Raw genomic sequence first — 22312 nt, 5'->3', positions numbered from 1 at the left:
CTCCAAGTCAACCGGGGTCGGCAGTCACCGTTCGCGAGATACGCGCTCCGCGTTGCGCAGAAGAAGAATGCCTACGGCCAGCAGAAGGCCGGCCCAGGCGGTGGCCAACACGAGATGAACGATCCCTTCCTCTCGTAACCACACCACCTGATAGCTGAGTGGATTCACCGCCGATACCACCCTGAGAAGCGGCGGCGAGGAATCGAGAGAGTAGAACAGCGGCGCCGACAGGACGACGGGCAACGAGGTGACGACCACGATCATGTCGCGCTTGGCGTACGACTGAATGCGGGAGCCCACGGCCGCTCCCGCGCCGATCCATCCGCTGGCCACGAGGGCCGCCACTGCAAGCTGCCAGAGCGTTCCGGCGCCGAAGACGCCTGGACCGAAGATCAGGATGGCGCACACGGCAACAAGCGAGAGCTGGACGAAGAAGACAGCCCAGGTGAAGAGGAGGACGCTCAGCAGATACCCCGATGTCGACCCGCCCTGAAGCGTGTACAGCGCGAAGACACCCCATTTGCGGTCGTTGGCGACGTCGCTCATAGCGTTGGTCGCCGCACGGAAAGCGAGGAAGCAGCACATGCCGGAGAACGCGAAGCGCGCATAGCCCACGGGGTCACCCATCCCACCCGCGAGCCCGGTGACCAGGAACGCGAAATACGCGAGCGGCTCGATGAACTTCGCCAGATAGGAGAACCGCCAGTTCCACAGTGAGAAGAAATGGTACTTGGCCAGGCGAAATGGGCGCGGATTCATGCCTCGCCCCCCAACGCCTCGTACGCGTCCCAGAGGTCGTCGGATCCTCCCGCGCGGGCCGTGAACCGGGCGATAGGCTCGTCGGCCACCACACGTCCGTCTCTCAGAGCCACGACCCGCGTGCAGTACGTCGCGAACCGTGACGTCTCATGTGTGCTGATGAGAGCGGATGCCCCCTGCGCTCGCCGGCGCTCGAGGTAGTCGAACACGATGCGAATGCCGGCAGGGTCGAGCCCGGTCGTCGGCTCGTCCAGGATCATCAGGGTCGGTGCACCGATCATCGCCCGTGCGATCTGTGTACGCCTCAGCTCTCCTCCTGAGAGGGTCTCCGCCGTCCTGTCCGCGTACTCGCTCAGGTGAAGCGCATCCGCCAACTCGTCGAAGTGGCCGCGGAGCCTCGCCCGTGGCACTGACGTGCGCATCTCCAGCCCCAACGTGACGTTCTGCCGGACCGTCAAGGACCAGTCGATGATCTCGCGCTGGGGACACCACCCGATATCGCCCGCCCCGACGACCTGCTCCACCCTCCCCCGGTCGGGACGCATGAGTCCGCCGAGAAGTTCGAAGAGCGTCGACTTCCCCGCGCCGTTGTGACCGACGACCGCGATCAACTCACCGGGAAGCACGTCGAGGGAGGCCTCCGCAAGAGCCGGCCGGGCGCGGCCTCGGTAGGACTTTTCGATGCCTGCGGCACGAAGAAGTCGTCGGTCACGGTCCATCGATGGCCTCCAGAATGGTTGACGCGATATCGGCAGGGCGGCTTCCAGCGGGGGTCGATACCGTGATCGTCCTGGTCGGGAGGATCCTCGTCGGATCAAACGACTCCGCTCGCGAGAACCAGGGGACGCGGAGTCGCTTCTCCGTGACTGTCACCGTGACGCGCTCTCCCCAGCGGAGCGCGACGACAGCGTGCAACGCCGCACCATCCGTATTCCTCTTCCCCAGAACGTGCCGCGGGGAGACCAGAACGACGAGGCCCGTATCAGGCGACACTGTCAAGCGATGGTCTGTTTCGTCGAGCATCTCCGTCCGCGTCAGTAGAGAGGCCCGTCGGAAGCCGAGCGGTGACTCGAAGGCGAGAGCGCGCCCAGAATCGACATCGAAGACGGCCGTCGAGTCGCTGACGAGTTGTCCCCCGCAGTCACAGATCGCGAGGGCCGTCGCCGTCTTTCCCACATAGTGAGGACCCGTCAGCATGATCACCCGCCCACGCGGCGTGCGCACGACCGCAGCAGGCGTCACCGCGAGGCGGTTGACCAGTGGGGCATATGCGAATGGCGGCAAGGGTGAGGGATCGTCCGACCAGTCCGTGAAGGTTCGATCGTCGAGCAAGGTGGAACCGTCTCCTGAGCGGACTCGAATCGTCTTCCTCAGCCCGTCCTTGGCGAGAAGACTCGCGAAGAATCCTCGCACCGGCCAGTCGGAGCACTCGAGCTCGACGTCGAGGTCAGCAGCACCACATTCGTCCTCCTCCATGAAGTGCCCGTAAAAGAAGCGGAGATCCTCGACATCTGCATGCCGAACACGGACACGAACCTTCGCCCCGAAGAAGTCGAATGGCAGTGTCACCCAGGATGCTGAGCTCGTCATCCCGCGATCTCCTGCTCCAGGCTGGTCGGCCAGCGCGACGACGTCGGCCGGGAGATCACCGGACAGCTCAAACGTCTGGGGAGTCTGGCGCCGGAAATCGCGTTCGCCCGCGCGGCGCAGGATGGCAGTCCAATACCACGGCGCTGCTGCGGCTATGTCAGCGAACGCTGCCGCTCGCACCATGCGAGTGATTCCGGTCGGTGTTGTGAACGCGGGAGCTTTGCGAAGCACATCCGCGAGCCAGGGGAAGGATTGAGCCGTGCGCTCCCGCACGCCGATAGGACGGGTGAACGGCACGATGTTCCGCGCCGAGTCCAGAATCGTGGTGTCGTCCGACAGGAAACCCCACCCGCGATGGAGTAATTCGAGAGCCAGGGTGGATTTGCCTGCCGTGGAGTCGCCGACGATCACCAGGGCCCGGTTCTGAGCGGGAGGCACCAGGGCACTGGCATGCAAAGCGGCCCACCCGCGCTGAGCCAGCGCACCCAAAGGAGGCAGCACTGTGTCTGCCGACGGCTCCATGTCCCGCCACTCGGCGTCGCGCCGGTCAGACCCGCTGCACTGGTAGGTGACCGGGCGGTCGCCCGTGACGTCGCCTCGGATCACGAGAGAGTAGGCAGGACAGGGCAGCTGCCGAGCGACCTCGTAGTCGGCGAAGTAGAAGCGGAGGTGTTCCGCCGTCGGCGCAGAACAGACCACGGCCACTTCCACTCCCCAGAAATCCAGGACGAGCTCAGTCGTCGATGTCGAAGTATTCAAGGTTCTCGTCTCCCGCGATGAAGAGGCTCGACGCGATGTGGACACTGGTCGCCAGAGCCGGAAGGTCGCGCACCACGGTCCATTGGACGGCGGGCGCCATGTCACGCCGCCATGGCAGAAGAAAGAGGGCGCAGCGGCGCTCCGGCGGGTATGCGGATTGAAGTCGGTCGAGAAGCGGAGCTACCCTCGATGCGGATCTGTCCGTGTCACGGAGGCGTGTCGTCCCGAAGTCGCCGACCTCGGCGAGCATGAGCGGCATCCGAGTGTCGATAGCCACCCGCCATCGGTAGAAGAAGCGAGCCTCGTAGCACTGGTAGCCGACATCGAAGCGCGCTCCCAGGTCAGACAGAGCCTGATCGACGAAAGTCGGTGCGATGAGAGCTTTGACTCGATAGCCTCGCTCGCTGCAGTATCGCCGAAGCTGCCAGCCGGTGTCGACCAGATACAGCGGATGGCCGTAGGTCACGAAAGCCACAGGCCCGAGGAACGCCGACCGTTCGAGGTAGCTGAAAGCGATCTCCGTCATCCGCGCGTACACATCGATCGCATCGTCGGACGCCTGGTACGCCTCGGCGAGGTCGACGACCTGGCCAGAATAACGATCTCGCAGTTCATCGTCGAAGGCCGTGAGGTGCAGGATGACGGCGCAGTCCCGGAGAGCTTCATCCGCCTCGACAGAGCGGCGGTCGAAACCTCCGATGCCAAGGCCGACCAGGTACAGGTCGGCCTTGGCATCCGGCACCCGGACATCGTCGCGCAGGTTGCGCTTGGCCGAGTGCGTGCTCACTAGCCCTCGAACTCGGGAGCAGCCTCGCACATCATCTGCTGATGCCCGCCGCTGGCCTTGATGGTCTCCTCGATCGTCGGGACGTACGTCGGCACGAACGTCACACCGTCAGGCGCAATTACTTCATCCTTGGTGATCACCATGTCTCCTCCTTTGATATGTCACACCCCTGTGGTCAGGGGCATAACAACAGAAGGTATTACAAAGCGCGCATCGGCCGCCGCGCGGGACCTCCTGCGGCGATCTCCGATGAGCGTCCTCTCCGCATCGCCGCCTCTAGCCCGTCAGCCTGGAATCGGCTGTCTGCCTGGCGAGGACGGGTATGCTCCGGGCGCGCGCAGGAAGGCGCGGCCGCGGACAGAATGCGGACACCGATCGGACGTACTGTTTGCTAGGCGGGACGCTTCTTCGCGGGGGCGGCGTCGGCGGCGGTCTCGTCGTCGGGCAGCGGGCGGGCGATCGGGACGCGGCTGCCGAGCACCTGCGCCACCAGGTCGCGCGCGATCTTCTGCGGGGTGAGCCCGGCGTCCTCGAGGATCTGGTCACGCGAGGCGTGGTCGATGAAGGCGTCCGGGAGGCCCAGCTCGTCGACCGCCGTGTCGATGCCCGCTTCGCGGAGGTCTTGGCGGACGCGCGTGCCGATGCCGCCGACGCGGATGCCGTCCTCGATCGTGACGACGATCCTGTGCTCCGCCGCGAGGGAGAGGATGCTCTTCGGTACCGGGACGACCCAGCGCGGGTCCACGACGGTCGCGCCGATCCCCTGCGCCGCCAGACGGTCGGCGACCTTCAGCCCGAGGTCGGCCATCGGGCCGACGGTGACGAGCAGCACGTCCTTCCTGTCGCCCTCTCGGAGCACGTCCACGCCGTCGTCGAGCCGGCGGAGCGCCTCGATGTCGGGCTGGACGGACCCCTTCGGAAAGCGCAGGACGGTGGGACCGTCATCCACGGCGACGGCCTCCGCCAGCTCCTCCCGGAACCGCGTTCCGTCGCGCGGCGCGGCCAGCCGGATGCTCGGCACGACCTGCAGGATCGCGAGATCCCAGATGCCGTGGTGGCTCGGGCCGTCCGGCCCGGTCACGCCCGCCCGGTCGAGAACGAAGGTGACGCCCGCCTTGTGGAGTCCGACATCCATCAGAACCTGGTCGAAGGCGCGGTTCATGAACGTGGCGTAGATGGCGACGACGGGATGCAGCCCGCCGAACGCGAGACCGGCGGCGCTGGTCGCGGCGTGCTGCTCGGCGATGCCGACGTCGTGCACGCGCTCGGGGAAGCGCTCGGCGAACTTGTGCAGCCCGGTGGGGCGCAGCATCGCGGCGGTGATGCCGACGATCTTCGGGTCCTTCTCGGCGAGGCGGACGATCTCATCCGCGAACACGCCCGTCCAGGAGGGCTTGCTCGACCCCTCCATCGGCTCGCCGGTCTCCGGGTCGATCTGCCCGACCGAGTGGAATTGGTCGGCGGCGTCGCGCAGCGCGGGCTCGTATCCCCGGCCCTTCTGCGTGATGGCGTGGACGATGACCGGGGCGCCGTAGTTCTTCGCCTGGCGCAGCGCCTCCTCCATCGCCTCGATGTCGTGACCGTGGATGGGGCCGATGTACTTGATGTCGAGGTTCGAGTACAGCGCCTCGTTGTTGGAGAAGCGGCTCAGGAAGCCGTGCAGGCCGCCGCGCACGCCACGGTAGAACGACCGCCCGGGCGTACCCAGCTTGTCGAACGCCTTGCGCGACGTGAGGTACAGGTTGCGGTAGCTCTTGCGCGTCCGCACCGTGTTGAGGAAGCGCGCCATGCCGCCGATGGTCGGCGCGTACGAGCGGCCGTTGTCGTTGACGACGATGATCAGCTTGCGGTTGTTGTCGTCGGAGATGTTGTTGAGGGCCTCCCACGTCATCCCGCCCGTGAGGGCGCCGTCGCCCACGACGGCCACAACGTGCCGGTCCTGCTGGCCGGTGAGCTCGAAGGCGCGGGAGATGCCGTCCGCCCAGGAGAGGGACGAGGAGGCGTGCGAGCTCTCCACGATGTCGTGCTCCGACTCCGACCGCTGCGGGTAGCCGGCCATGCCGCCGCGCTGCCGGAGCCGCGAGAAGTCCTGACGACCGGTGAGCAGCTTGTGCACGTACGACTGGTGCCCCGTGTCGAACACGATGGCATCGCGCGGGGAGTCGAAAACGCGGTGGATGGCGATGGTCGTCTCGACGACACCCAGGTTCGGGCCGAGGTGTCCACCGGTCTTCGCCACGTTGGCCACCAGGAACGCGCGCACCTCGGCCGCCAGCTGGACGAGTTCCCGCTCGGTCAGCCGGTCGAGGTCACGGGGACCGTGGATGGTCTCGAGGATTCCCATGGATTCGAGTCTAGGCGCGTCCTGGTGGACAGAGGCTCGGAACGTGCCGTACGAGGGTCCCCTTGACAATGCGTGCTCCCTCCGGCAAGGCGTCGGACCGGTGTATAGAACGGAGGCGTCCGGCGAGCGACACGCCCGTGGACGCGGAAAACGGAGGCGCCGGCGGCCGTGCGGGCCGTCGACGCCTCCGTTCGCGCGAGGTGCTCAGACCAGGCTGCGCAGCACGTACTGCAGGATGCCGCCGTTGCGGTAGTAGTCCGCCTCACCGGGGGTGTCGATGCGGACGACCGCGTCGAACTCGACGGTCTGCTTGCCCGCGGGCGAGTTGTCGCTCGGCTCCGCGACCACGTGCACCGTCTTCGGCGTCGTGCCCTCGTTCAGCTGCTCGAGACCCGTGATCGAGAAGACCTCGGTGCCGTCGAGCCCCAGCGAGTCGGCCGACTCGCCGGCCGGGAACTGCAGCGGAACGACGCCCATGCCGATCAGGTTCGAGCGGTGGATGCGCTCGAAGCTCTCGGTGATGACCGCGCGGACGCCGAGCAGGCTGGTTCCCTTCGCCGCCCAGTCGCGCGACGAACCGGAGCCGTACTCCTTGCCGCCGAGGATGACGAGCGGGGTGCCCTGCGCCTGGTAGTTCTGCGACGCGTCGTAGATGAACGACTGCGGGGCGCCCTCCTGGGTGAAGTCGCGGGTGTAGCCGCCCTCGACGCCGTCCAGCAGCTGGTTCTTCAGGCGGATGTTCGCGAAGGTTCCGCGGATCATCACCTCGTGGTTGCCGCGGCGCGACCCGTAGGAGTTGAAGTCCTTGCGGTCGATGCCGTGCTCGGTGAGGTACTGGCCGGCCGGGCTGTCCGCCTTGATCGAGCCGGCGGGCGAGATGTGGTCGGTGGTGACCGAGTCGCCCAGCTTGGCGAGCACGCGGGCGCCGAGGATGTCGGAGACCGGCGTGGTGTCGAGCGTCATGCCCTCGAAGTACGGGGGCTTCCGGACGTAGGTCGACTTCTCGTCCCACTCGAAGATCGAGCCGGTCGGGGTCGGCAGCGACTTCCAGCGCTCGTCGCCCTCGAAGACGGACGCGTACTGGTGGACGAACATCCCCTCGTTGATCGACGAGTCGATGGTCTGCTGCACCTCGGCCGCGTCGGGCCAGATGTCCTTCAGGAAGACGTCGTTGCCCTCGGTGTCGGTGCCGAGCGGGTCGACCTCGAAGTCGAAGTTCATCGAACCGGCGAGGGCGTACGCGATGACCAGCGGCGGGCTCGCCAGGTAGTTCATCTTGACGTCCGGGTTGATGCGGCCCTCGAAGTTGCGGTTGCCCGAGAGCACCGCGGTGACGGCGAGGTCGTTGTCGTTGACGGCCTGCGAGATCTCTTCGGGCAGCGGGCCCGAGTTGCCGATGCAGGTGGTGCAGCCGTAGCCGACCGTGTAGAAGCCGAGGGCCTCCAGGTCGTGCGTGAGGCCGGCCTTCTCGTAGTAGTCGGTGACGACCTTGGAGCCAGGGGCGAGGGTCGTCTTGACCCACGGCTTCGCCTTGAGGCCCTTCTTCGCCGCGTTGCGGGCGAGGAGGCCGGCGGCGAGCATGACCGACGGGTTGGAGGTGTTGGTGCACGACGTGATGGCCGCGATGGCGACGGCGCCGTGATCGAGGATGAAGTCCTCGCCGTTCTCGGACAGGCGGACCGGCGTCGGGTTGGATGCGGTCTTCGGCGCGTGGCTGTGGTGGCTGTGCTGGTGGGTGCTGCGCGCATCCTCCGGCTGGAGCTCGCCCGGGTCGGACGCGGGGAACGACTCGGAGATGGTCAGGTCGACCAGGTCATGGGAGACGTCCGCGTAGTCGACGAGGTCCTTCTCGAACTGGTCCTTGGCGTGGCTCAGCTCGATACGGTCCTGCGGGCGCTTCGGGCCGGCGATCGAGGGGACGACCGTGGAGAGGTCGAGCTCGAGGTACTCGCTGAAGACCGGCTCGACCGCGGGGTCGTGCCAGAGGCTCTGCGCCTTGGAGTACTCCTCGACCAGCTTCACCTGCTCCTCGCTGCGGCCGGTGAGGCGCAGGTAGTCGAGGGTGACGTCGTCGATCGGGAACATCGCGGCGGTCGAGCCGAACTCCGGGCTCATGTTGCCGATGGTCGCGCGGTTCGCGAGCGGCACCTCGGCGACGCCCGCTCCGTAGAACTCGACGAACTTGCCGACGACGCCGTGCTTGCGCAGCATCTGCGTGATGGTGAGCACCACGTCGGTCGCGGTGACGCCGGTCGGGATCGCGCCCGTGAGCTTGAAGCCGACGACCTTGGGGATGAGCATGGAGACGGGCTGGCCGAGCATGGCGGCCTCCGCCTCGATGCCGCCGACGCCCCAGCCGAGCACGCCGAGGCCGTTGACCATGGTGGTGTGCGAGTCGGTGCCGACGCAGGTGTCCGGGTAGGCGAGCAGCTCGCCGTTCACCTCGCGGGTCATGGTGACCCGCGCCAGGTACTCGATGTTGACCTGGTGGACGATGCCGGTGCCCGGCGGGACGACCTTGAAGTCGTCGAACGCGGTCTGGCCCCAGCGGAGGAACTGGTATCGCTCGCCGTTGCGCTCGTACTCCAGGTCGGTGTTCCGCTCCAGCGCGTCCGGCTGGCCGAACAGGTCGGCGATGACGGAGTGGTCGATGACCATCTCGGCCGGGGCGAGCGGGTTGATCTTCTTGGGGTCGCCGCCGAGGGCGGAGACGGCCTCGCGCATGGTGGCGAGGTCGACGATGCAGGGGACGCCGGTGAAGTCCTGCATGATGACGCGGGCCGGCGTGTACTGGATCTCGGTGTCCGGCTCTGCGGCCGGGTCCCAGCCGCCGATGGCCCGGATGTGGTCGGCGGTGATGTTCGCGCCGTCTTCCGTGCGGAGCAGGTTCTCGAGCAGGATCTTGAGGCTGAACGGCAGCCGCTCGTACCCCTCGACCGTGTCGATTCCGAAGATCGTGTAGTCCTTCGACCCGACCGTCAGTGTCCGCTTCGCACCGAAGCTGCCGTGTCCTGCGTTCTCGGTTGCAGTCACAATGCCCTCTCCTTCATCGGCAGGCGATGTCCACGCACGCCTCGTCCATCTTCCTCGTCCGTCGAAGCGCCTTTCCAGCAAGGTAACCCTAAATCGCCGAACCGGAAAGTATCTTGACGTCGAGATAAATCTAGCACGCTCAGAGCCGGTCGAAGACCAGCGAGCGGCGCTTCGCGAAGTGGTAGAAGAGCTCGACCCCGACGGCTCCGACCGCCCCGACCGCGATGCCCCACGCGAGTGCCCCGTCCGCCTTCAGGTGCATCTCGAAGAAGGAGGCGGTGAACGGGATGAGGCACACCAGAGCGAAGGCCGCGGCCACCGCGACGAGCAGCAGCCAGCGCATCCCGGTGAGCGGACGGGTGAGCACGCACAGGATCCACATCGACACGCAGAACAGCGCGACGGTGGTCACGCTGCGCGCCTCGTGCAGCGGGATGCTGCGGTACAGCGGAGCGTAGGCGACGATCGCGGTCACGCCGGCGATGAGGCCGGTCGGGACGGAGTACCGCAGCACCCGTCCGAGCACGCCCGGCGTGTAGATGCGCTTGTTGGGCGCCAGCGCGAGGAAGAAGGAGGGGATGCCGATGGCGAGCGTCGAGACCAGCGTCAGCTGGCGCGGCAGGAAGGGGAACGGCCACAGCAGGATCGCGCTGATCAGCGCCAGCAGGATGCCGTAGGTGGTCTTCGCGAGGAAGATGTTGGAGACGCGCTCGACGTTGGCGATGACGCGCCGCCCGGACGCGAGCACGTCGGGCAGGCGGTCGAAGCGGTCGTCGAGCAGCACGACGCGCGACACCGCCTTCGTCGCGGCCGTGCCGGTGCCCATCGCGATGCCGAGGTCGGCATCCTTGACCGCCATCGCGTCGTTCACGCCGTCGCCGGTCATCGCGACCGTGCGCCCGCGTTCTTTGAGCAGCCGGACCGCCGTGCGCTTCTGGTCCGGGCTGACCCGCCCCAGCACGCTCGCGGTGTCCAGCGCCTCGGCGAGCGCGTCGTCGGACGTCAGGGTGGACGCATCCACCGCAGCGCCCTCCAGCTCGAGCTCGCGGGCGATGGCAGCGACGGTGACCGGGTTGTCGCCGGACATGACGACGACGCGCACCGCCTGCTCCCGGAAGTAGCGCAGGGTGTCGCGCGCCTCGGGCCGCAGGGTCTCGGCGAGGAGCACGAGCAGGGCCGGCTCGACGCGCATCCCGGTCAGCGGCCGGTGGACGTCATCGGGCAGCGGGTCGACCGCCCGCGCCAGCGCCAGCGTCCGCAGGCCGGTCGCCGCCAGCTCGGTCGCGCGGGCGAGCGCGACGGGGTGCGCCTCGAGCACCCGCTCCGGAGCGCCGAGCACCCACGAGCTCTCCTCGTCGTCGACGGTCATGGTGAGCGCGCTGTACTTGGTCGCAGAGCTGAACGGGATGCGGCGGGCCACCCGGAAGCGGTCGCTGCGGAATCGCGACCCCAGCAGGCCGGACGTCGCGTTGCCCGCCTCGTCCGATCCGAAGGCGGCCAGCGCCGTCTCGGCCAGCTGCGTTCCGTCCGGAGCCGCGGCCCCGACGACCTCCGTCCCGTGCAACGCGAGCTCCCCGGTCGTCAGCGTCCCGGTCTTGTCGAGGCAGAGCACGTCGACGCGGGCGAGCACCTCGACGGCCGCGAGCTCCTGAACGAGCACCTTCTTGGTGGCCAGCTGGATGGCGGCGACGCCGAACGCGAGGCTGGTCAGCAGCACGAGCCCCTCGGGGATCATGCCGACGACGGCGGCGACGGCGTCGACCAGCGCGCGCCGCCAGCGGGCGTCGACGAAGATCTCCGAGAACCCGCCGTAGGTGAGCACGCGCCCGATCAGCGTCACGACGATGAGCGGGCCGAGGATCCACGACAGGTACACCAGGATGCGGTTGGTCGCCTCGCGCAGCTCCGAGCGGACGAGCGAGTGCTTGCGGATCTCGCTGGTCAGACGGCTGGCGTAGGAGTCCGCCCCGACGGCGGTCACGAGGGCGATGCCCGTGCCGGTGACGACGTGGGAGCCGGAGAGGAGCGGCGCATCCGCATCCTTGAAGACGGGGTCGGACTCCCCCGTCAGCATCGACTCGTCGAGCGACAGCCCGGTGCTCTCCACTACCAGGGCGTCCGCCGGGATCTGGTCGCCCGGCCGCAGCACGAGCAGGTCGTCGATCACGACGTCCTCGAGGGCGACCGTCGCCACGTCCCCGTCGCGGCGCACGCGGCTGTGCGGCGCCGCCAGCAGGGCGGCCCGGTCGAGAACCCGCTTGGCGCGGTACTCCTGCACGATGCCGATCAGGGCGTTGACGACGACGATGCCGAAGAAGAACCCGTCGCGCAGGTCGCCGAGCAGCACGACGGCGACGAAGCAGGCGGTGAGGATGCCGTTGAACAGCGTGAAGATGTTCTCGCGGAGGATGTCGCCGAGCGACCGCGAACTCGGCTGCGTCTGCGTGTTCGCCCGGCCCGCGGCGACGCGCTCCGCCACCTGGGCGGCCGTCAGCCCCGTGCGTGCCCCCGCGTCCAGCATCCGTCCCCCTCCGTCGCCCGCGAGCCCGCCGCCGTCCTAGCGGCCCGAGGCCGCGCCGCGGGGCGCCGCCGCCTTCTGAGGGAACTGGGCCTTGACCACGAACCACGTCACCAGCAGCAGCGGGGCATAGAGCGGGACGCCCATGAGGAGCTTGGTGAGCGCGAGCGCGCTGGTCGCCGCGTCCGTGTGCGCCAGATAGAGAGGGACCTGGACCACGAGCCGCGCGACGAAGAGCAGCAGCCAGAGGAAGGTGAGCGCCTGCATCACCCGGAACTTCCGCTTGTCGCTCCGCCAGGCGACCCCGTCGCCCATGAGGTAGCCAGCGGCCAGCCCGATGATCGGCCAGCGCACCAGCATGGAGATCAGGATGCCGGCGGCGTACGCGGCGTTGGTCCAGATCCCGAACAGGAAGTTGTCCTCGCCCCGCCCGGTGATGAGGGCGAGGATCGCCGAGACGCCAACGCCGATCAGTCCGGCCAGCGCCTGCGTGAGCGGCGTCCTCCCGATCACGCGCAGCACGGTGAAGACGATCGCGACGGCGACGGAGCAGCCGATCGACAGCGGGACGTTCTGCGTGAAGGTGAACAGGACGAGGAAGACGAGCCCCGGGAGGATCGTCTCGCAGAGCCCGCGGATGCCGCCCAGCGCGCCGAGCAGCGCCGCGCCGGTCGAGGCGTCGGTCTCCGCCAGCTGCCCGAGGCCCGAGCGGCGGGCGGCGGCCGCGATGCTGTCGCCCAGTGCGGGGGCCGGCGCGCCGGCGCCCGTCTCCGCGTTCTCCGCCGCGGTGGGCTCGGCCGGCGTGCTGTTCCGGTCGGGCCGGTCCTGATCGGTCATGCGTGCGCCCTAAAGAGAGGAGTAGTCGTTCTCGTTGCCGGTCGTCGGCGCGGCCGGCATCCGGAGCGGGATGAGGTCGCGCGGAGGCATCGGCACCGAGCCGCGGACCACGACGATGCTGCGGAACAGGTCTTCGACGAGCGCGGCCGCCTCCGGCTGCACCGCGGCATCCCCCGCGATCACGCCGCGGAGGAACCAGCGAGGGCCGTCGACGCCGACGAAGCGGGCGACGCGGGTCTCGACCGGGCCGCCGTCCGGGGCCGCCACAGGGATCTCGGCCACGAGCTCCGGGCCGAACGCGCCGTCGCGCTCGGTGACCCGTCCGCCCTGACGCTGGATCTGGTCGGTGATCTGGTCGCGGATCTCATGCCACAGGCCGCTCGAGCGCGGCGCGGCGAACGGCTGAACCTGAAGCGTGGAACCGGCGTAGTCCAAGCCGACCGCGACGACGCGCTGGGACTCCTCCTCGACCTCGAGGCGCAGGTGCAGGCCCTCGCGCGGGAGGATCTTCACCCCGCCGAGGTCGACGTACGGCCGGACGGGGTTGGCCTCGCTCTCGTCGAGCGGCCCATCGGTCTCGCGGCCCGGCGGGGCCGACTTCTCGAACTCCGCCTCCAGGCCGTCGTCCTGCTGCTCGAGCTCTGCGCCCTCCTCGGCTCCGCGAGGGGTGTCGCTGATGTCGCTCACGCGTGTTCTCCTGACTCGGTCACGGTGTACCCGGACGAGCCGAAGCCCGCGGTGCCGCGGTGGCTGTCCGGGAGGGTGTCGACGGGGATGAACCGGGCCCGCGTGACCGGCATGACGATCAGCTGGGCGATCCGGTCGCCGACGGCGATATCGTACGGCATCGACCTGTCGGTATTGAGAAGGGTCACCCGGATCTCGCCGCGGTAGCCGGCATCCACCGTCCCCGGCGCATTGACGATCGTCAGCCCGTGCCGCATGGCGAGGCCGCTGCGCGGCACGACGAAGCCGGCGTACCCGTCGGGCAGGGCGATCGAGGCGCCGGTCGGCATGGTGAAGCGCTCCCCCGGACCGAGGCGCACCGCCTCCGCGGCGCACAGGTCGGCGCCGGCGTCGCCCGGGTGCGCGTACGCGGGCAGGGACGAGGCGATGATCGGGACGTCGACGGTATCGGTCACGTGTCAGAGGCTAGTGCAGAAGTCTGATCGAATAGAGGTCATGGACCTGTACCGAGAGCGACTCTGGGCGACGCCCTGGCTGTTCATCTCCACCCTGCTCGTCATCCCCGCGGTCATGCTCGTCTTCGCGCCGATCAACCTCACCGTCGGCGTCGTCCTCGCCATCGCGATCTACGTCGCCTGGGCGATCTTCCTCATCGCGACCGCGCCCGTCATCCGCGTGACGAAGGACGAGCTGGCGGCCGGCAACGCGCGCATCCCGCTCGAGCTCGTCGGCGAGCCGACGGCGTACCGCGGCGACGACGCGACCCTGGAGCGCGGCCGGCGTCTCGATGCCCGGGCGTGGCTGCTCATCCGCGGCTGGATCAAGCCGGTCGTGAAGGTCCCGGTCCTCGACCAGGACGACCCGGCGCCCTACTGGCTCCTCTCAACAAGAAACCCGGACCAGCTGGTCCGGGTTCTCGATGAGGCTCGCCTCAGTTCCTAGTTCGTCCGACGTCAGGCGGCGCACTCCACGCAGATCGGTCCGAGCTTGGTCTCGTGATCGATCTGGGAGCGGTGCTTCACCAGGAAGCAGTTCACGCAGGTGAACTCGTCCGCCTGGGGAGGCAGCACGACGACGTCGAGGTCGAGGTCGGAGAGGTCGGCACCGGGGAGCTCGTATCCGCCGGGGTTGTCAGCGTCTTCGACGTCGACGACCCCCGACATCTTGTCCGGGACACGCTCCTTGAGGGCCTCGATCGACTCGGAGTCGTCCTCGGTCTTCCGCGGTGCGTCGTAATCCGTTGCCATGCCCATCCACTTCTCGTCGTAACGGCCGATTCTCGCAATCGGCGGCCATAGTTTGCATCAATCGCCCCTGAATAGCAAAACCAATCAGGAGCCTCTCAGCATTGCTCGGTGTGCAACTTCCGGCACGCCCGCGGTATTCCCCGGAATGCCTTCTGCTCCGTGGCATCCTGGGGCCGTACGAACGAGCTCGGAAGGCAATCCACATGCAGGATCTGAAGGTCATCGGGGTCGAGAACGGCGCGCTGGTCGCCGTCGGCGACGACGGTGAGCGTTTCCGCATCGCCGTGGACGAGGCGTTGCAGTCGAAGGTGCGCCAGGTGCGGCAGGAGACGCCCGCCGACGCGCCGAAGCTCTCACCGCGCGAAGTGCAGGCCCACATCCGTTCCGGCATGTCCGCAGAGGACGTCGCAGCGGTCACCGGAGCGCCCCTGGAGTACGTCCAGCGCTTCGAGGGACCGATCATCGCCGAGCGCGAGCACATCGTGGCGAGCGCCCTCAGCGTCCCCGTGCACACCTCCGACGCCGTCGACCCGCTGGGCGAGGCCGAGACGTTCGGTTCGGTCATCCGCGACCGGCTGGCGTCGCTCGGCGTCGCCGGCGAGCGCTGGGCGAGCTGGAAGGACAGCGAGACCGGCTGGATCGTCAAGCTGGAGTTCACCGCCGACACCATCGACCACGACGCGCGCTGGTCGTACGACGCGCGCAAGCACGCCCTCGCGCCGCTGAACTCGGAGGCGACGACGCTCTCCCAGGCGGGCGAGCTGCGCGGCGGGGCGCTCATCCCCCGTCTCCGCGCCGTCCTGCCGCACGAGGGCGAGCCGGACAGCTCCCGCTTCGACAGCGGGGCCTTCACCTTCCCGGCCCCCGCCCCGGCCGCCGACCTGATGGGCCCGGAGATCACGGCGCCCATCGAGCCGCTGCCCCAGGGCCGCACGCCCGGCGCCAACAACTCGATCAGCGTCTCGGCCATCAAGCGCGCCGACGACGCTCCGCGCGATCTGCACCAGACCGCCGATCTGCTGGAGGCCCTCCGTCGCCGCCGCGGCGAGCGGGAGGCCGCCGGGTACGAGGACCGGCCGACGCCGGCCGACGCGTCCCCGGTGGATGTCGTTCCGACCCCGCCGAGCGAGGCCCCGCTCGCGCCGACGCCCGGCCCGACGCCGTTCCGCCTGATCGATGAGCGTCCGCCCGCGGCCGAGCAGCCCCCGCTCCCCCTCGACGTGCCGGCTCCGCCGAGCGCTCCGTCGAACGACTCCGGTCCGCAGCCGTCGTCGCGGAAGAAGGGCCGGGCGGCCATGCCGAGCTGGGACGAGATCGTCTTCGGCGCGCGGACGGACGACGATCTGGCCTGAGCGGCAGGTCCTTCCTGATCGGTGCGCCTACGCGGCCGCGCCGAACCGCAGCAGTGGGACCCGCGTCTCCTCCGGCGTGAGCGACCCGTGCTGGCCGACCATGTTGCGGCCGGTGCGCTGCGGGTCCCGGCCGTCGTAGTAGGCGATGCGCTTGCGCGCGGCGACGAGCACATCCCCGATCCGCGGGGCGACCTCGGGGGCGACCCGCTCGCCGAACCAGCCGGCGTCGACGGCCTCGGCGCGCGTCGCCACCCACGACCGGTCGCCCTCGGCGTCGCGCCAGCGCTCGGCGACCGCCGCAGGCGACGCGCCGTCCTCGAGATAGAGGTGCAGGAGGCGCGGTTCGCCGGCGATGTCCGCCACGTCCTGCAGCAGCTCCGGCGCGGTGTCGTAGAGGATGTGGCCGCTTTCGGGCACGTCGACGACGCCGTGGTCGGCGGTCAGCAGCGCGCCGCGTCCGGGACCGAGGCGACGGGCGAAGGCGGCGACCAGCGCATCCAGGGTCTCCAGCGCCGTGGTCCAGTCCGGTGACTCCCAGCCGCGCGCGTGCGCCAGCTGGTCGAGCTCCGCGACGTAGAGGTAGGTGAGCCCCGGTCCGGCGGTCGCGACGACATCGGCGGCCGCCGCGAAGCGGTCGGCCATCGACTGCACGCCGACGAACTCGGCTCCGCGCAGCACCGCGGCGGTGAAGCCGGTGCCGGCGAACTTGGGCAGTGCGATCGCGCGCGGCGTCACGCCCCGCTCCGCCGCCGCCTCGAAGACCGTGCGCGAGCGCTGCCAGCTCGCCGGGTCCATCCGCTCGTCCCAGCCGGTGAGCTGGTTCGTCAGGCGGCCCGCGCCGTCGCGCACCCGGTAGCCGACCAGACCGTGCTCGCCGGGCGTCGTCCCGGTGGTCAGCGTGGCCAGAGCGGCGGCCGTGGTCGTCGGGAAGCCGGAGTCGATCGTCGTCGCCTTGCCGAGCAGCGGGGCGAGCGTCCTGGCATGGCCTGCACGTGCCCGCAGGGCGGCCGCGCCGAGGCCGTCCACCACGATGACGACCACGTGCTCCATCGCCGGGAGGCCCAGGTCGTTGGTCTCGCCGGAAAGCGCGGCGAGCGAACTCGGAAGAACCGTGGCGAGGCTCGCTCTCGTCGTGAACGCGGCCGGTAGCATGGGGGGCATCCGGCCCAGTCTGGCACAGCGATCCCGCCGCCCGATAAGCCGCCCCCGCCCCTTCGCACCGCACAGAATGCCCGAATGACACCTGCAGACGACAAGCCCGCCGCCGGAACGACGGAACGCATCGAAGACGTCGACGTCACGACCGAGATGCAGGGCTCGTTCCTCGAATACGCCTACTCGGTGATCTACTCGCGGGCCCTCCCGGACGCCCGCGACGGCCTCAAGCCCGTGCAGCGCCGCATCCTCTACATGATGACCGAGATGGGCCTGCGCCCCGACCGCGGGCACGTCAAGTCGGCGCGCGTCACCGGCGAGGTCATGGGCAAGCTGCACCCGCACGGCGACAGCGCCATCTACGACGCCCTGGTGCGCATGGCGCAGGACTTCACCCTCCGCGTCCCGCTGGTCGACGGGCACGGCAACTTCGGGTCGCTCGACGACGGCCCCGCCGCCGCCCGGTACACCGAGGCGCGCCTGGCCGCCGCGGCCCTCGCGATGACGGAGGACCTCGACGAGGACGTCGTCGACTTCGTCCCCAACTACGACAACCAGCTGATGCAGCCGGATGTGCTGCCCGCCGCGTTCCCCAACCTGCTCGTCAACGGCGCCAGCGGCATCGCGGTCGGCATGGCCACCAACATGGCCCCCCACAACCTCATCGAGGTCGTCGGCGCCGCCCGGCACCTGCTCGAGAACCCGGATGCGACGCTCGACGACCTGATGGCGTACGTCCCCGGCCCCGACCTCCCCGGCGGCGGCACCATCGCCGGTCTGGCCGGCGTGCGCGACGCCTACGCGACCGGACGCGGCAGCTTCCGGATGCGTGCCAAGGTGACGGTCGAGTCCATCACGGCGCGCAAGAGCGGCCTCGTCGTCACCGAACTCCCCTACCTGGTGGGCCCGGAGAAGGTGATCGAGAAGATCAAGGACGGCGTCAACTCCAAGAAGCTCAACGGCATCTCCGACGTCACCGATCTCTCCGACCGCCAGCACGGACTCCGGCTGGTCATCGGCCTCAAGACGGGGTTCAGCCCGGAGGCGGTGCTCGAGCAGCTGTACCGCTACACGCCGCTCGAAGAGGGCTTCGCGATCAACAACGTGGCCCTGGTCGCCGGCGGACCGCAGACGCTCGGCCTGCGCGACCTGCTCCAGGTGTACCTCGACCACCGCATCAGCGTGGTCACGCGCCGGTCGCAGTTCCGCCTGGCACGCCGCAAGGAACGGCTCCACCTGGTCGAGGGCCTGCTCGTCGCGATCCTCGACATCGACGAGGTCATCCAGGTCATCCGCACCTCCGACGACACGGAGCAGGCACGCGGGCGCCTGATGCAGGTGTTCGACCTGAGCACCCTGCAGGCCGACTACATCCTCGAGCTGCGGCTGCGCCGCCTCACCAAGTTCAGCCGGATCGAGCTCGAGACCGAGCGCGATCAGCTCCGCCGCGAGATCGAGGAGCTCGAGGCGCTCCTCGCCTCGCGCCAGCGCATCAACGACCTGGTGTCGGACGAGCTGGAGCGGGTGGCCGCGACCTTCGGCACGCCGCGGCGGACGCTGCTCACCGAGGCGAAGCCGTCGATCGCCGGGGCCTCGCGCAGCAAGGCCGCGACCGTGCAGCTCGAGGTCGCCGATGTGCCGACGCGCGTGTACCTCTCGACGACCGGGCGCATCCTGCGCGTGGACGCTGTGGCGGGCGCGGACGGAGCGGAGGGCGGCCTCGACCGCATCCAGCCGCCGGCCCGGCGCAGCAAGCACGACGCCATCCTGTCGCAGCTGGACACCACCAGCCGCAGCGAGATCGGCGCCGTCACGAACCGCGGCCGGCTCATCCGCTTCTCCCCCGTCGACCTTCCGGCGGTGCCGGCGAACTCCATCCAGCCGGCCGCCGGGGTCAAGATCGGCGACTACCTCGCACTGGCGGACAAGAAGGAGCGGGTCCTCGCCCTCGTGTCGCTCGACTCGGAGCGCACGATCGCGCTCGGCACCGCGCAGGGCGTCGTGAAGCGCGTCGCGGCGGGCGACTGGGCCAACAAGCCGGAGTTCGAGGTCATCGGCCTCAAGCAGGGCGACGAGGTCGTGGGCGCCACCACGGTCACCGACGCGGACGAGCTCGTGTTCGTCGCCAGCGATGCGCAGCTGCTGCGGTTCGCCGCGTCGAGCGTGCGCCCGCAGGGCCGCGCGGCAGGCGGCATGGCGGGCATCAACCTCGGCGCGGGCGCGCACGTCATCTACTTCGGCGCGGTCTCGGCCGAGGAGGCGGACGGCGCGGTCGTCGCGACCATCGCCGCCAGCGACGCCACCCTTCCCGGCGCCGACCCTGGTTCGGCGAAGGTCAGCGACTTCGCCGAGTTCCCGGCGAAGGGCCGCGCCACCGGCGGTGTGCGCGCGCAGCGGTTCCTCAAGGGCGAGAACGAGCTGGTGCTCGCGTGGGCCGGTCCGGCCCCCGCTCAGGCGGTCGCGCCGGACGGCGCTGCGCGGACGCTCCCCGAGGGCGGCTCCCGCCGCGACGGCTCGGGCACCCCGCTCGACACCGTCGTCGGCTCCATCGGCCGCCGCATCGGCTGACCCTCCCGCCCGTCGCTCCCCTACCGTCGAGTCCGCGATCTTTGCACGTCCGCACGGCGTGTCGCGTGCAAAGTTTGCGGACTCGACGGTGGGGCGGCGGGGCTTCGTCAGGCGTCGATGCGCGCGCGGCTGAGGTCGTCGGCCCCGGCGATGATGAACTCCTTGCGCGGGGCGACGTCGTTGCCCATCAGGAGCTCGAAGACACGGTTCGCGGCCTCGGCGTCGGGGACGCGCACGCGGCGCAGCGTGCGGTGCGCGCGGTCCATCGTCGTGGTCGCCAGCTGGTCCGCATCCATCTCGCCCAGTCCCTTGTAGCGTTGGATGGGCTCCTGGTACTTCCTGCCGCGCTTCTTGAGGTCGGCGAGGACGGCCTGCAGCTCCGCCTCCGAGTACGTGTAGATCGTCTCGTTCGGCTTCGATCCCGGGTTCACCACGACGACGCGGTGCAGCGGCGGGACGGCGGCGAAGACGCGGCCCTCCTCGATCATCGGCCGCATGTAGCGGAAGAACAGCGTCAGCAGCAGCGTCCGGATGTGGGCGCCGTCGACATCCGCATCCGACATGATGATGACCTTGCCGTACCGCGCCACCGACAGGTCGAAGCTGCGGCCGGAGCCGGCGCCGATCACCTGGATGATCGCCGCGCACTCGGCATTCGACAGCATGTCCGAGATGGACGCCTTCTGCACGTTGAGGATCTTGCCGCGGATGGGCAGCAGCGCCTGGTACTCGCTGTCACGTGCACGGCGGGCCGTGCCGAGCGCCGAGTCCCCCTCGACGATGAACAGCTCGCTGTTGGCGACGTCGTTGGAGCGGCAGTCGACCAGCTTCGCCGGGAGGGACGAGGTCTCCAGCGCGTTCTTCCTGCGCTGAGTCTCCTTGTGGGCGCGGGCCGAGATGCGGGACTTCATCTCGGCCACGACCTTGTCGAGCACGAGAGCCGACTGCGCCTTGTCGTCGCGCTTCGACGAGCCGAACCGCTCGGCCATGGCCTTCTGGACGACGTTGGCGACGATCGCACGCACAGCGGGCGTGCCGAGGATCTCCTTCGTCTGCCCTTCGAACTGCGGCTCGGGGAGGCGGACCGTGAGCACGGCGGTGAGACCGGCCATCACGTCGTCCTTCTCGAGCTTGTCCGTCCCCACCTTGAGCCGGCGGGCGTTCTGCTCCACCTGCTGGCGGAGGAACTTGAGCATCCCCTGGTCGAACCCGGCCTGGTGGCTTCCGCCTTTCGGCGTCGCGATGATGTTGACGAAGCTGCGCATGACCGTGTCGTACCCGGTGCCCCAGCGCAGCGCGATGTCGACCTGGCAGTCGCGCTTCAGCTCGGTGGGGAGCATGGCTCCCGTGTCCGACAGCACCGGGACGGTCTCGGTGAAGTGCCCCTCCCCGGTGAGGCGCCAGGTGTCGGTGATCGGGCTGTCCGGTGCGAGGAAGTCGACGAACTCGGAGATGCCGCCCTCGTAGCGGAAGGTGGTCCGCCCGGCCGGCCCGGCGCCGTCCGCGGCCGGTCGCTTGTCGTCGATCGAGATGGCGAGCCCCGGGACGAGGAACGCCGTCTGCCGGGCGCGGCCGACGAGGTCGTCCGTCGAGAACTCGGCGCCCTTCGTGAAGATCTGCCGGTCGGCCCAGTAGCGGATGCGCGTGCCGGTCACGCCCTTCGCGACCTTGCCGACGACGCGCAGCTCGCTGCCGCTGACGAACGGGGCGAACGGGCTGTCCGGCCCCGGCTCGCCCTTCTTGTCGTCGAAGATGCCGGGCTCGCCGCGGTGGAAGGACATGGCCCAGGTCTTGCCGTCGCGGTCGACCTCGACATCGAGACGCTCGGAGAGGGCGTTCACGACGGAGGCGCCGACGCCGTGCAGTCCGCCGGAGGCCGCGTACGATCCGCTGCCGAACTTGCCGCCGGCGTGCAGCTTGGTGAAGACCACCTCGACGCCAGAAAGGCCCGTCTTCGGCTCGATGTCGACGGGGATGCCGCGGGCGCGGTCGCGCACCTCGACGCTGTCGTCGGCGTGCAGGATGACCTCGATGTCGGCCCCGTGCCCGGCGAGGGCCTCGTCGACCGAGTTGTCGATGATCTCCCACAGGCAGTGCATCAGGCCGCGGGAGTCGGTGGAGCCGATGTACATGCCCGGTCGCTTGCGCACGGCCTCCAGCCCCTCGAGCACCGAGAGGTGCCTGGCCGAATAGTCCGAACTCGCCACGGGTGCTCCTTGTGGTTCCGGCGCGCCCATCCGGGTGCGGGCGCACGTGCTCCTCCAGACTAAGCGCCGGGCGGTGCAGCCCCCGTCACCGACACCCGGCGGGCGCCGAGGCTACGCGTTGAGCGAAATAGCAGGCGATGCGCGTCTGATTGCCGGGCATCCGTGGTTCTATAGACGTACCGAGTTCAAGCGGTTGCGACGGAAAGGAGCATCACATGTCGACACTCACCTCGGAGAACGGGGCGGTTGACGAGCTCGCATCGGGGCCGCAGTTGACGGCCGCGGACCGTTGCGACAGCTGCGGCGCGCAGGCGTACATCCGCGTCGTCGTCAACAACGGCGAACTCCTCTTCTGCGCCCACCACGGCAAGAAGCACCAGGAGAAGCTCTCTCAGATCGCCCACAGCTGGCACGACGAGACCGCTCGCCTGTTCGAAGAGCAGCGCGCGTAACGCGACCCCATCGCGAA

The 22312-nt window shown here is 69.3% G+C and carries 18 protein-coding genes; 4 read left to right on the top strand and 14 right to left on the bottom strand.

Going from position 1 to position 22312, the window contains the following annotated elements; translation table 11 throughout:
* Nucleotides 1-24: 24 nt before the first annotated feature.
* The 11 genes from BLW09_RS06980 to dut all read right to left on the bottom strand — a co-directional run bounded on the left by BLW09_RS06980 (nucleotide 25) and on the right by dut (nucleotide 13769).
* Nucleotides 25-759: an ABC transporter permease gene (locus BLW09_RS06980; RefSeq protein WP_089910290.1), complete on the bottom strand. Its 735-nt coding sequence runs from the start codon at nucleotides 757-759 to the stop codon at nucleotides 25-27.
* Nucleotides 756-1478 (bottom strand): ABC transporter ATP-binding protein, encoded by a 723-nt coding sequence (locus BLW09_RS06975; RefSeq protein WP_089910287.1) that lies wholly within the window; start codon nucleotides 1476-1478, stop codon nucleotides 756-758. The genes BLW09_RS06980 and BLW09_RS06975 overlap by 4 nt, the downstream gene beginning before the upstream one ends.
* Nucleotides 1468-3108, bottom strand: a complete 1641-nt coding sequence (locus BLW09_RS06970; RefSeq protein WP_157696912.1) for a hypothetical protein — start codon at nucleotides 3106-3108, stop codon at nucleotides 1468-1470. The genes BLW09_RS06975 and BLW09_RS06970 overlap by 11 nt, the downstream gene beginning before the upstream one ends.
* A complete protein-coding gene (locus BLW09_RS06965; protein WP_157696911.1) occupies nucleotides 3083-3895 on the bottom strand; it encodes an SAM-dependent methyltransferase in 813 nt (270 codons plus the stop codon). Before BLW09_RS06965 ends, BLW09_RS06970 begins: the two co-directional genes overlap by 26 nt.
* Nucleotides 3895-4038, bottom strand: coding sequence for a hypothetical protein (locus tag BLW09_RS18890; RefSeq protein ID WP_157696910.1), 144 nt, complete (start codon nucleotides 4036-4038; stop codon nucleotides 3895-3897). Before BLW09_RS18890 ends, BLW09_RS06965 begins: the two co-directional genes overlap by 1 nt.
* Nucleotides 4039-4286: 248 nt before the next feature.
* The gene (gene dxs, locus BLW09_RS06960) at nucleotides 4287-6239 is read right to left on the bottom strand and encodes a 1-deoxy-D-xylulose-5-phosphate synthase (RefSeq protein ID WP_089910278.1); all 1953 of its coding nucleotides are present in this window, start codon (nucleotides 6237-6239) and stop codon (nucleotides 4287-4289) included.
* A gap of 204 nt (nucleotides 6240-6443) precedes the next feature.
* Nucleotides 6444-9272 carry an aconitate hydratase AcnA gene (acnA, locus tag BLW09_RS06955; protein ID WP_089910274.1) on the bottom strand — a complete coding sequence of 943 codons (2829 nt, stop codon included), beginning with the start codon at nucleotides 9270-9272 and terminating at the stop codon, nucleotides 6444-6446.
* A 139-nt stretch (nucleotides 9273-9411) separates the two neighbouring features.
* Nucleotides 9412-11793, bottom strand: coding sequence for an HAD-IC family P-type ATPase (locus BLW09_RS06950; protein WP_089910272.1), 2382 nt, complete (start codon nucleotides 11791-11793; stop codon nucleotides 9412-9414).
* A gap of 36 nt (nucleotides 11794-11829) precedes the next feature.
* The gene (locus BLW09_RS06945; protein ID WP_089910269.1) at nucleotides 11830-12627 is read right to left on the bottom strand and encodes a DUF3159 domain-containing protein; all 798 of its coding nucleotides are present in this window, start codon (nucleotides 12625-12627) and stop codon (nucleotides 11830-11832) included.
* A gap of 9 nt (nucleotides 12628-12636) precedes the next feature.
* Nucleotides 12637-13314, bottom strand: a complete 678-nt coding sequence (locus BLW09_RS06940; RefSeq protein WP_089910266.1) for a DUF3710 domain-containing protein — start codon at nucleotides 13312-13314, stop codon at nucleotides 12637-12639.
* Nucleotides 13311-13769, bottom strand: coding sequence for a dUTP diphosphatase (gene dut, locus BLW09_RS06935; RefSeq protein ID WP_089910263.1), 459 nt, complete (start codon nucleotides 13767-13769; stop codon nucleotides 13311-13313). Before dut ends, BLW09_RS06940 begins: the two co-directional genes overlap by 4 nt.
* Nucleotides 13770-13809: 40 nt before the next feature.
* On the opposite strand from dut, the gene BLW09_RS06930 reads away from it, so the two are divergent.
* A complete protein-coding gene (locus BLW09_RS06930) occupies nucleotides 13810-14256 on the top strand; it encodes a DUF3093 domain-containing protein (RefSeq protein WP_089910261.1) in 447 nt (148 codons plus the stop codon).
* Between the two features lie 11 nt (nucleotides 14257-14267).
* On the opposite strand, the gene BLW09_RS06925 is transcribed toward BLW09_RS06930, so the two are convergent.
* On the bottom strand, nucleotides 14268-14561 hold the full coding sequence (locus tag BLW09_RS06925; RefSeq protein WP_026307201.1) for a DUF4193 domain-containing protein: 294 nt from the start codon (nucleotides 14559-14561) through the stop codon (nucleotides 14268-14270).
* Between the two features lie 203 nt (nucleotides 14562-14764).
* Here BLW09_RS06925 and sepH point away from each other — a divergent pair, with 203 nt between their 5' ends.
* Nucleotides 14765-15913, top strand: a complete 1149-nt coding sequence (gene sepH / locus BLW09_RS06920) for a septation protein SepH (RefSeq protein WP_089910258.1) — start codon at nucleotides 14765-14767, stop codon at nucleotides 15911-15913.
* 27 nt (nucleotides 15914-15940) lie between these two features.
* On the opposite strand, the gene BLW09_RS06915 is transcribed toward sepH, so the two are convergent.
* Nucleotides 15941-17065, bottom strand: a complete 1125-nt coding sequence (locus BLW09_RS06915) for an alkaline phosphatase family protein (RefSeq protein ID WP_089910255.1) — start codon at nucleotides 17063-17065, stop codon at nucleotides 15941-15943.
* Between the two features lie 84 nt (nucleotides 17066-17149).
* Between BLW09_RS06915 and BLW09_RS06910 the strand changes: the two genes are divergently transcribed.
* On the top strand, nucleotides 17150-19636 hold the full coding sequence (locus BLW09_RS06910) for a DNA gyrase/topoisomerase IV subunit A (RefSeq protein WP_089910252.1): 2487 nt from the start codon (nucleotides 17150-17152) through the stop codon (nucleotides 19634-19636).
* 107 nt (nucleotides 19637-19743) lie between these two features.
* On the opposite strand, the gene BLW09_RS06905 is transcribed toward BLW09_RS06910, so the two are convergent.
* Entirely contained in the window at nucleotides 19744-21843 is a 2100-nt protein-coding gene (locus BLW09_RS06905; protein WP_089910249.1) for a DNA gyrase/topoisomerase IV subunit B, read from the bottom strand.
* Between the two features lie 215 nt (nucleotides 21844-22058).
* Between BLW09_RS06905 and BLW09_RS06900 the strand changes: the two genes are divergently transcribed.
* Entirely contained in the window at nucleotides 22059-22295 is a 237-nt protein-coding gene (locus BLW09_RS06900) for a DUF7455 domain-containing protein (RefSeq protein WP_018191296.1), read from the top strand.
* Nucleotides 22296-22312 lie beyond the last annotated feature (17 nt).

It is taken from the genome of Leifsonia sp. 21MFCrub1.1 (genome assembly GCF_900107895.1).
GTDB lineage: Bacteria > Actinomycetota > Actinomycetes > Actinomycetales > Microbacteriaceae > Leifsonia > Leifsonia soli.
Note: the sequence above shows the minus strand (reverse complement) of the source record. Positions and strands in the feature narration are given on the sequence as shown.

Excerpts from the sequence above, each read along its gene's own strand:
- BLW09_RS06980 (WP_089910290.1), bottom strand. The coding sequence starts at position 759 with ATGAATCCGCGCCCATTTCGCCTGGCCAAGTACCATTTCTTCTCACTG.
- BLW09_RS06975 (WP_089910287.1), bottom strand. The coding sequence starts at position 1,478 with ATGGACCGTGACCGACGACTTCTTCGTGCCGCAGGCATCGAAAAGTCC.
- BLW09_RS18890 (WP_157696910.1), bottom strand. The coding sequence starts at position 4,038 with ATGGTGATCACCAAGGATGAAGTAATTGCGCCTGACGGTGTGACGTTC.
- dxs (WP_089910278.1), bottom strand. The coding sequence starts at position 6,239 with ATGGGAATCCTCGAGACCATCCACGGTCCCCGTGACCTCGACCGGCTG.
- BLW09_RS06950 (WP_089910272.1), bottom strand. The coding sequence starts at position 11,793 with ATGCTGGACGCGGGGGCACGCACGGGGCTGACGGCCGCCCAGGTGGCG.
- BLW09_RS06945 (WP_089910269.1), bottom strand. The coding sequence starts at position 12,627 with ATGACCGATCAGGACCGGCCCGACCGGAACAGCACGCCGGCCGAGCCC.
- BLW09_RS06930 (WP_089910261.1), top strand. The coding sequence starts at position 13,810 with ATGGACCTGTACCGAGAGCGACTCTGGGCGACGCCCTGGCTGTTCATC.
- BLW09_RS06925 (WP_026307201.1), bottom strand. The coding sequence starts at position 14,561 with ATGGCAACGGATTACGACGCACCGCGGAAGACCGAGGACGACTCCGAG.
- sepH (WP_089910258.1), top strand. The coding sequence starts at position 14,765 with ATGCAGGATCTGAAGGTCATCGGGGTCGAGAACGGCGCGCTGGTCGCC.
- BLW09_RS06915 (WP_089910255.1), bottom strand. The coding sequence starts at position 17,065 with ATGCTACCGGCCGCGTTCACGACGAGAGCGAGCCTCGCCACGGTTCTT.
- BLW09_RS06910 (WP_089910252.1), top strand. The coding sequence starts at position 17,150 with ATGACACCTGCAGACGACAAGCCCGCCGCCGGAACGACGGAACGCATC.
- BLW09_RS06900 (WP_018191296.1), top strand. The coding sequence starts at position 22,059 with ATGTCGACACTCACCTCGGAGAACGGGGCGGTTGACGAGCTCGCATCG.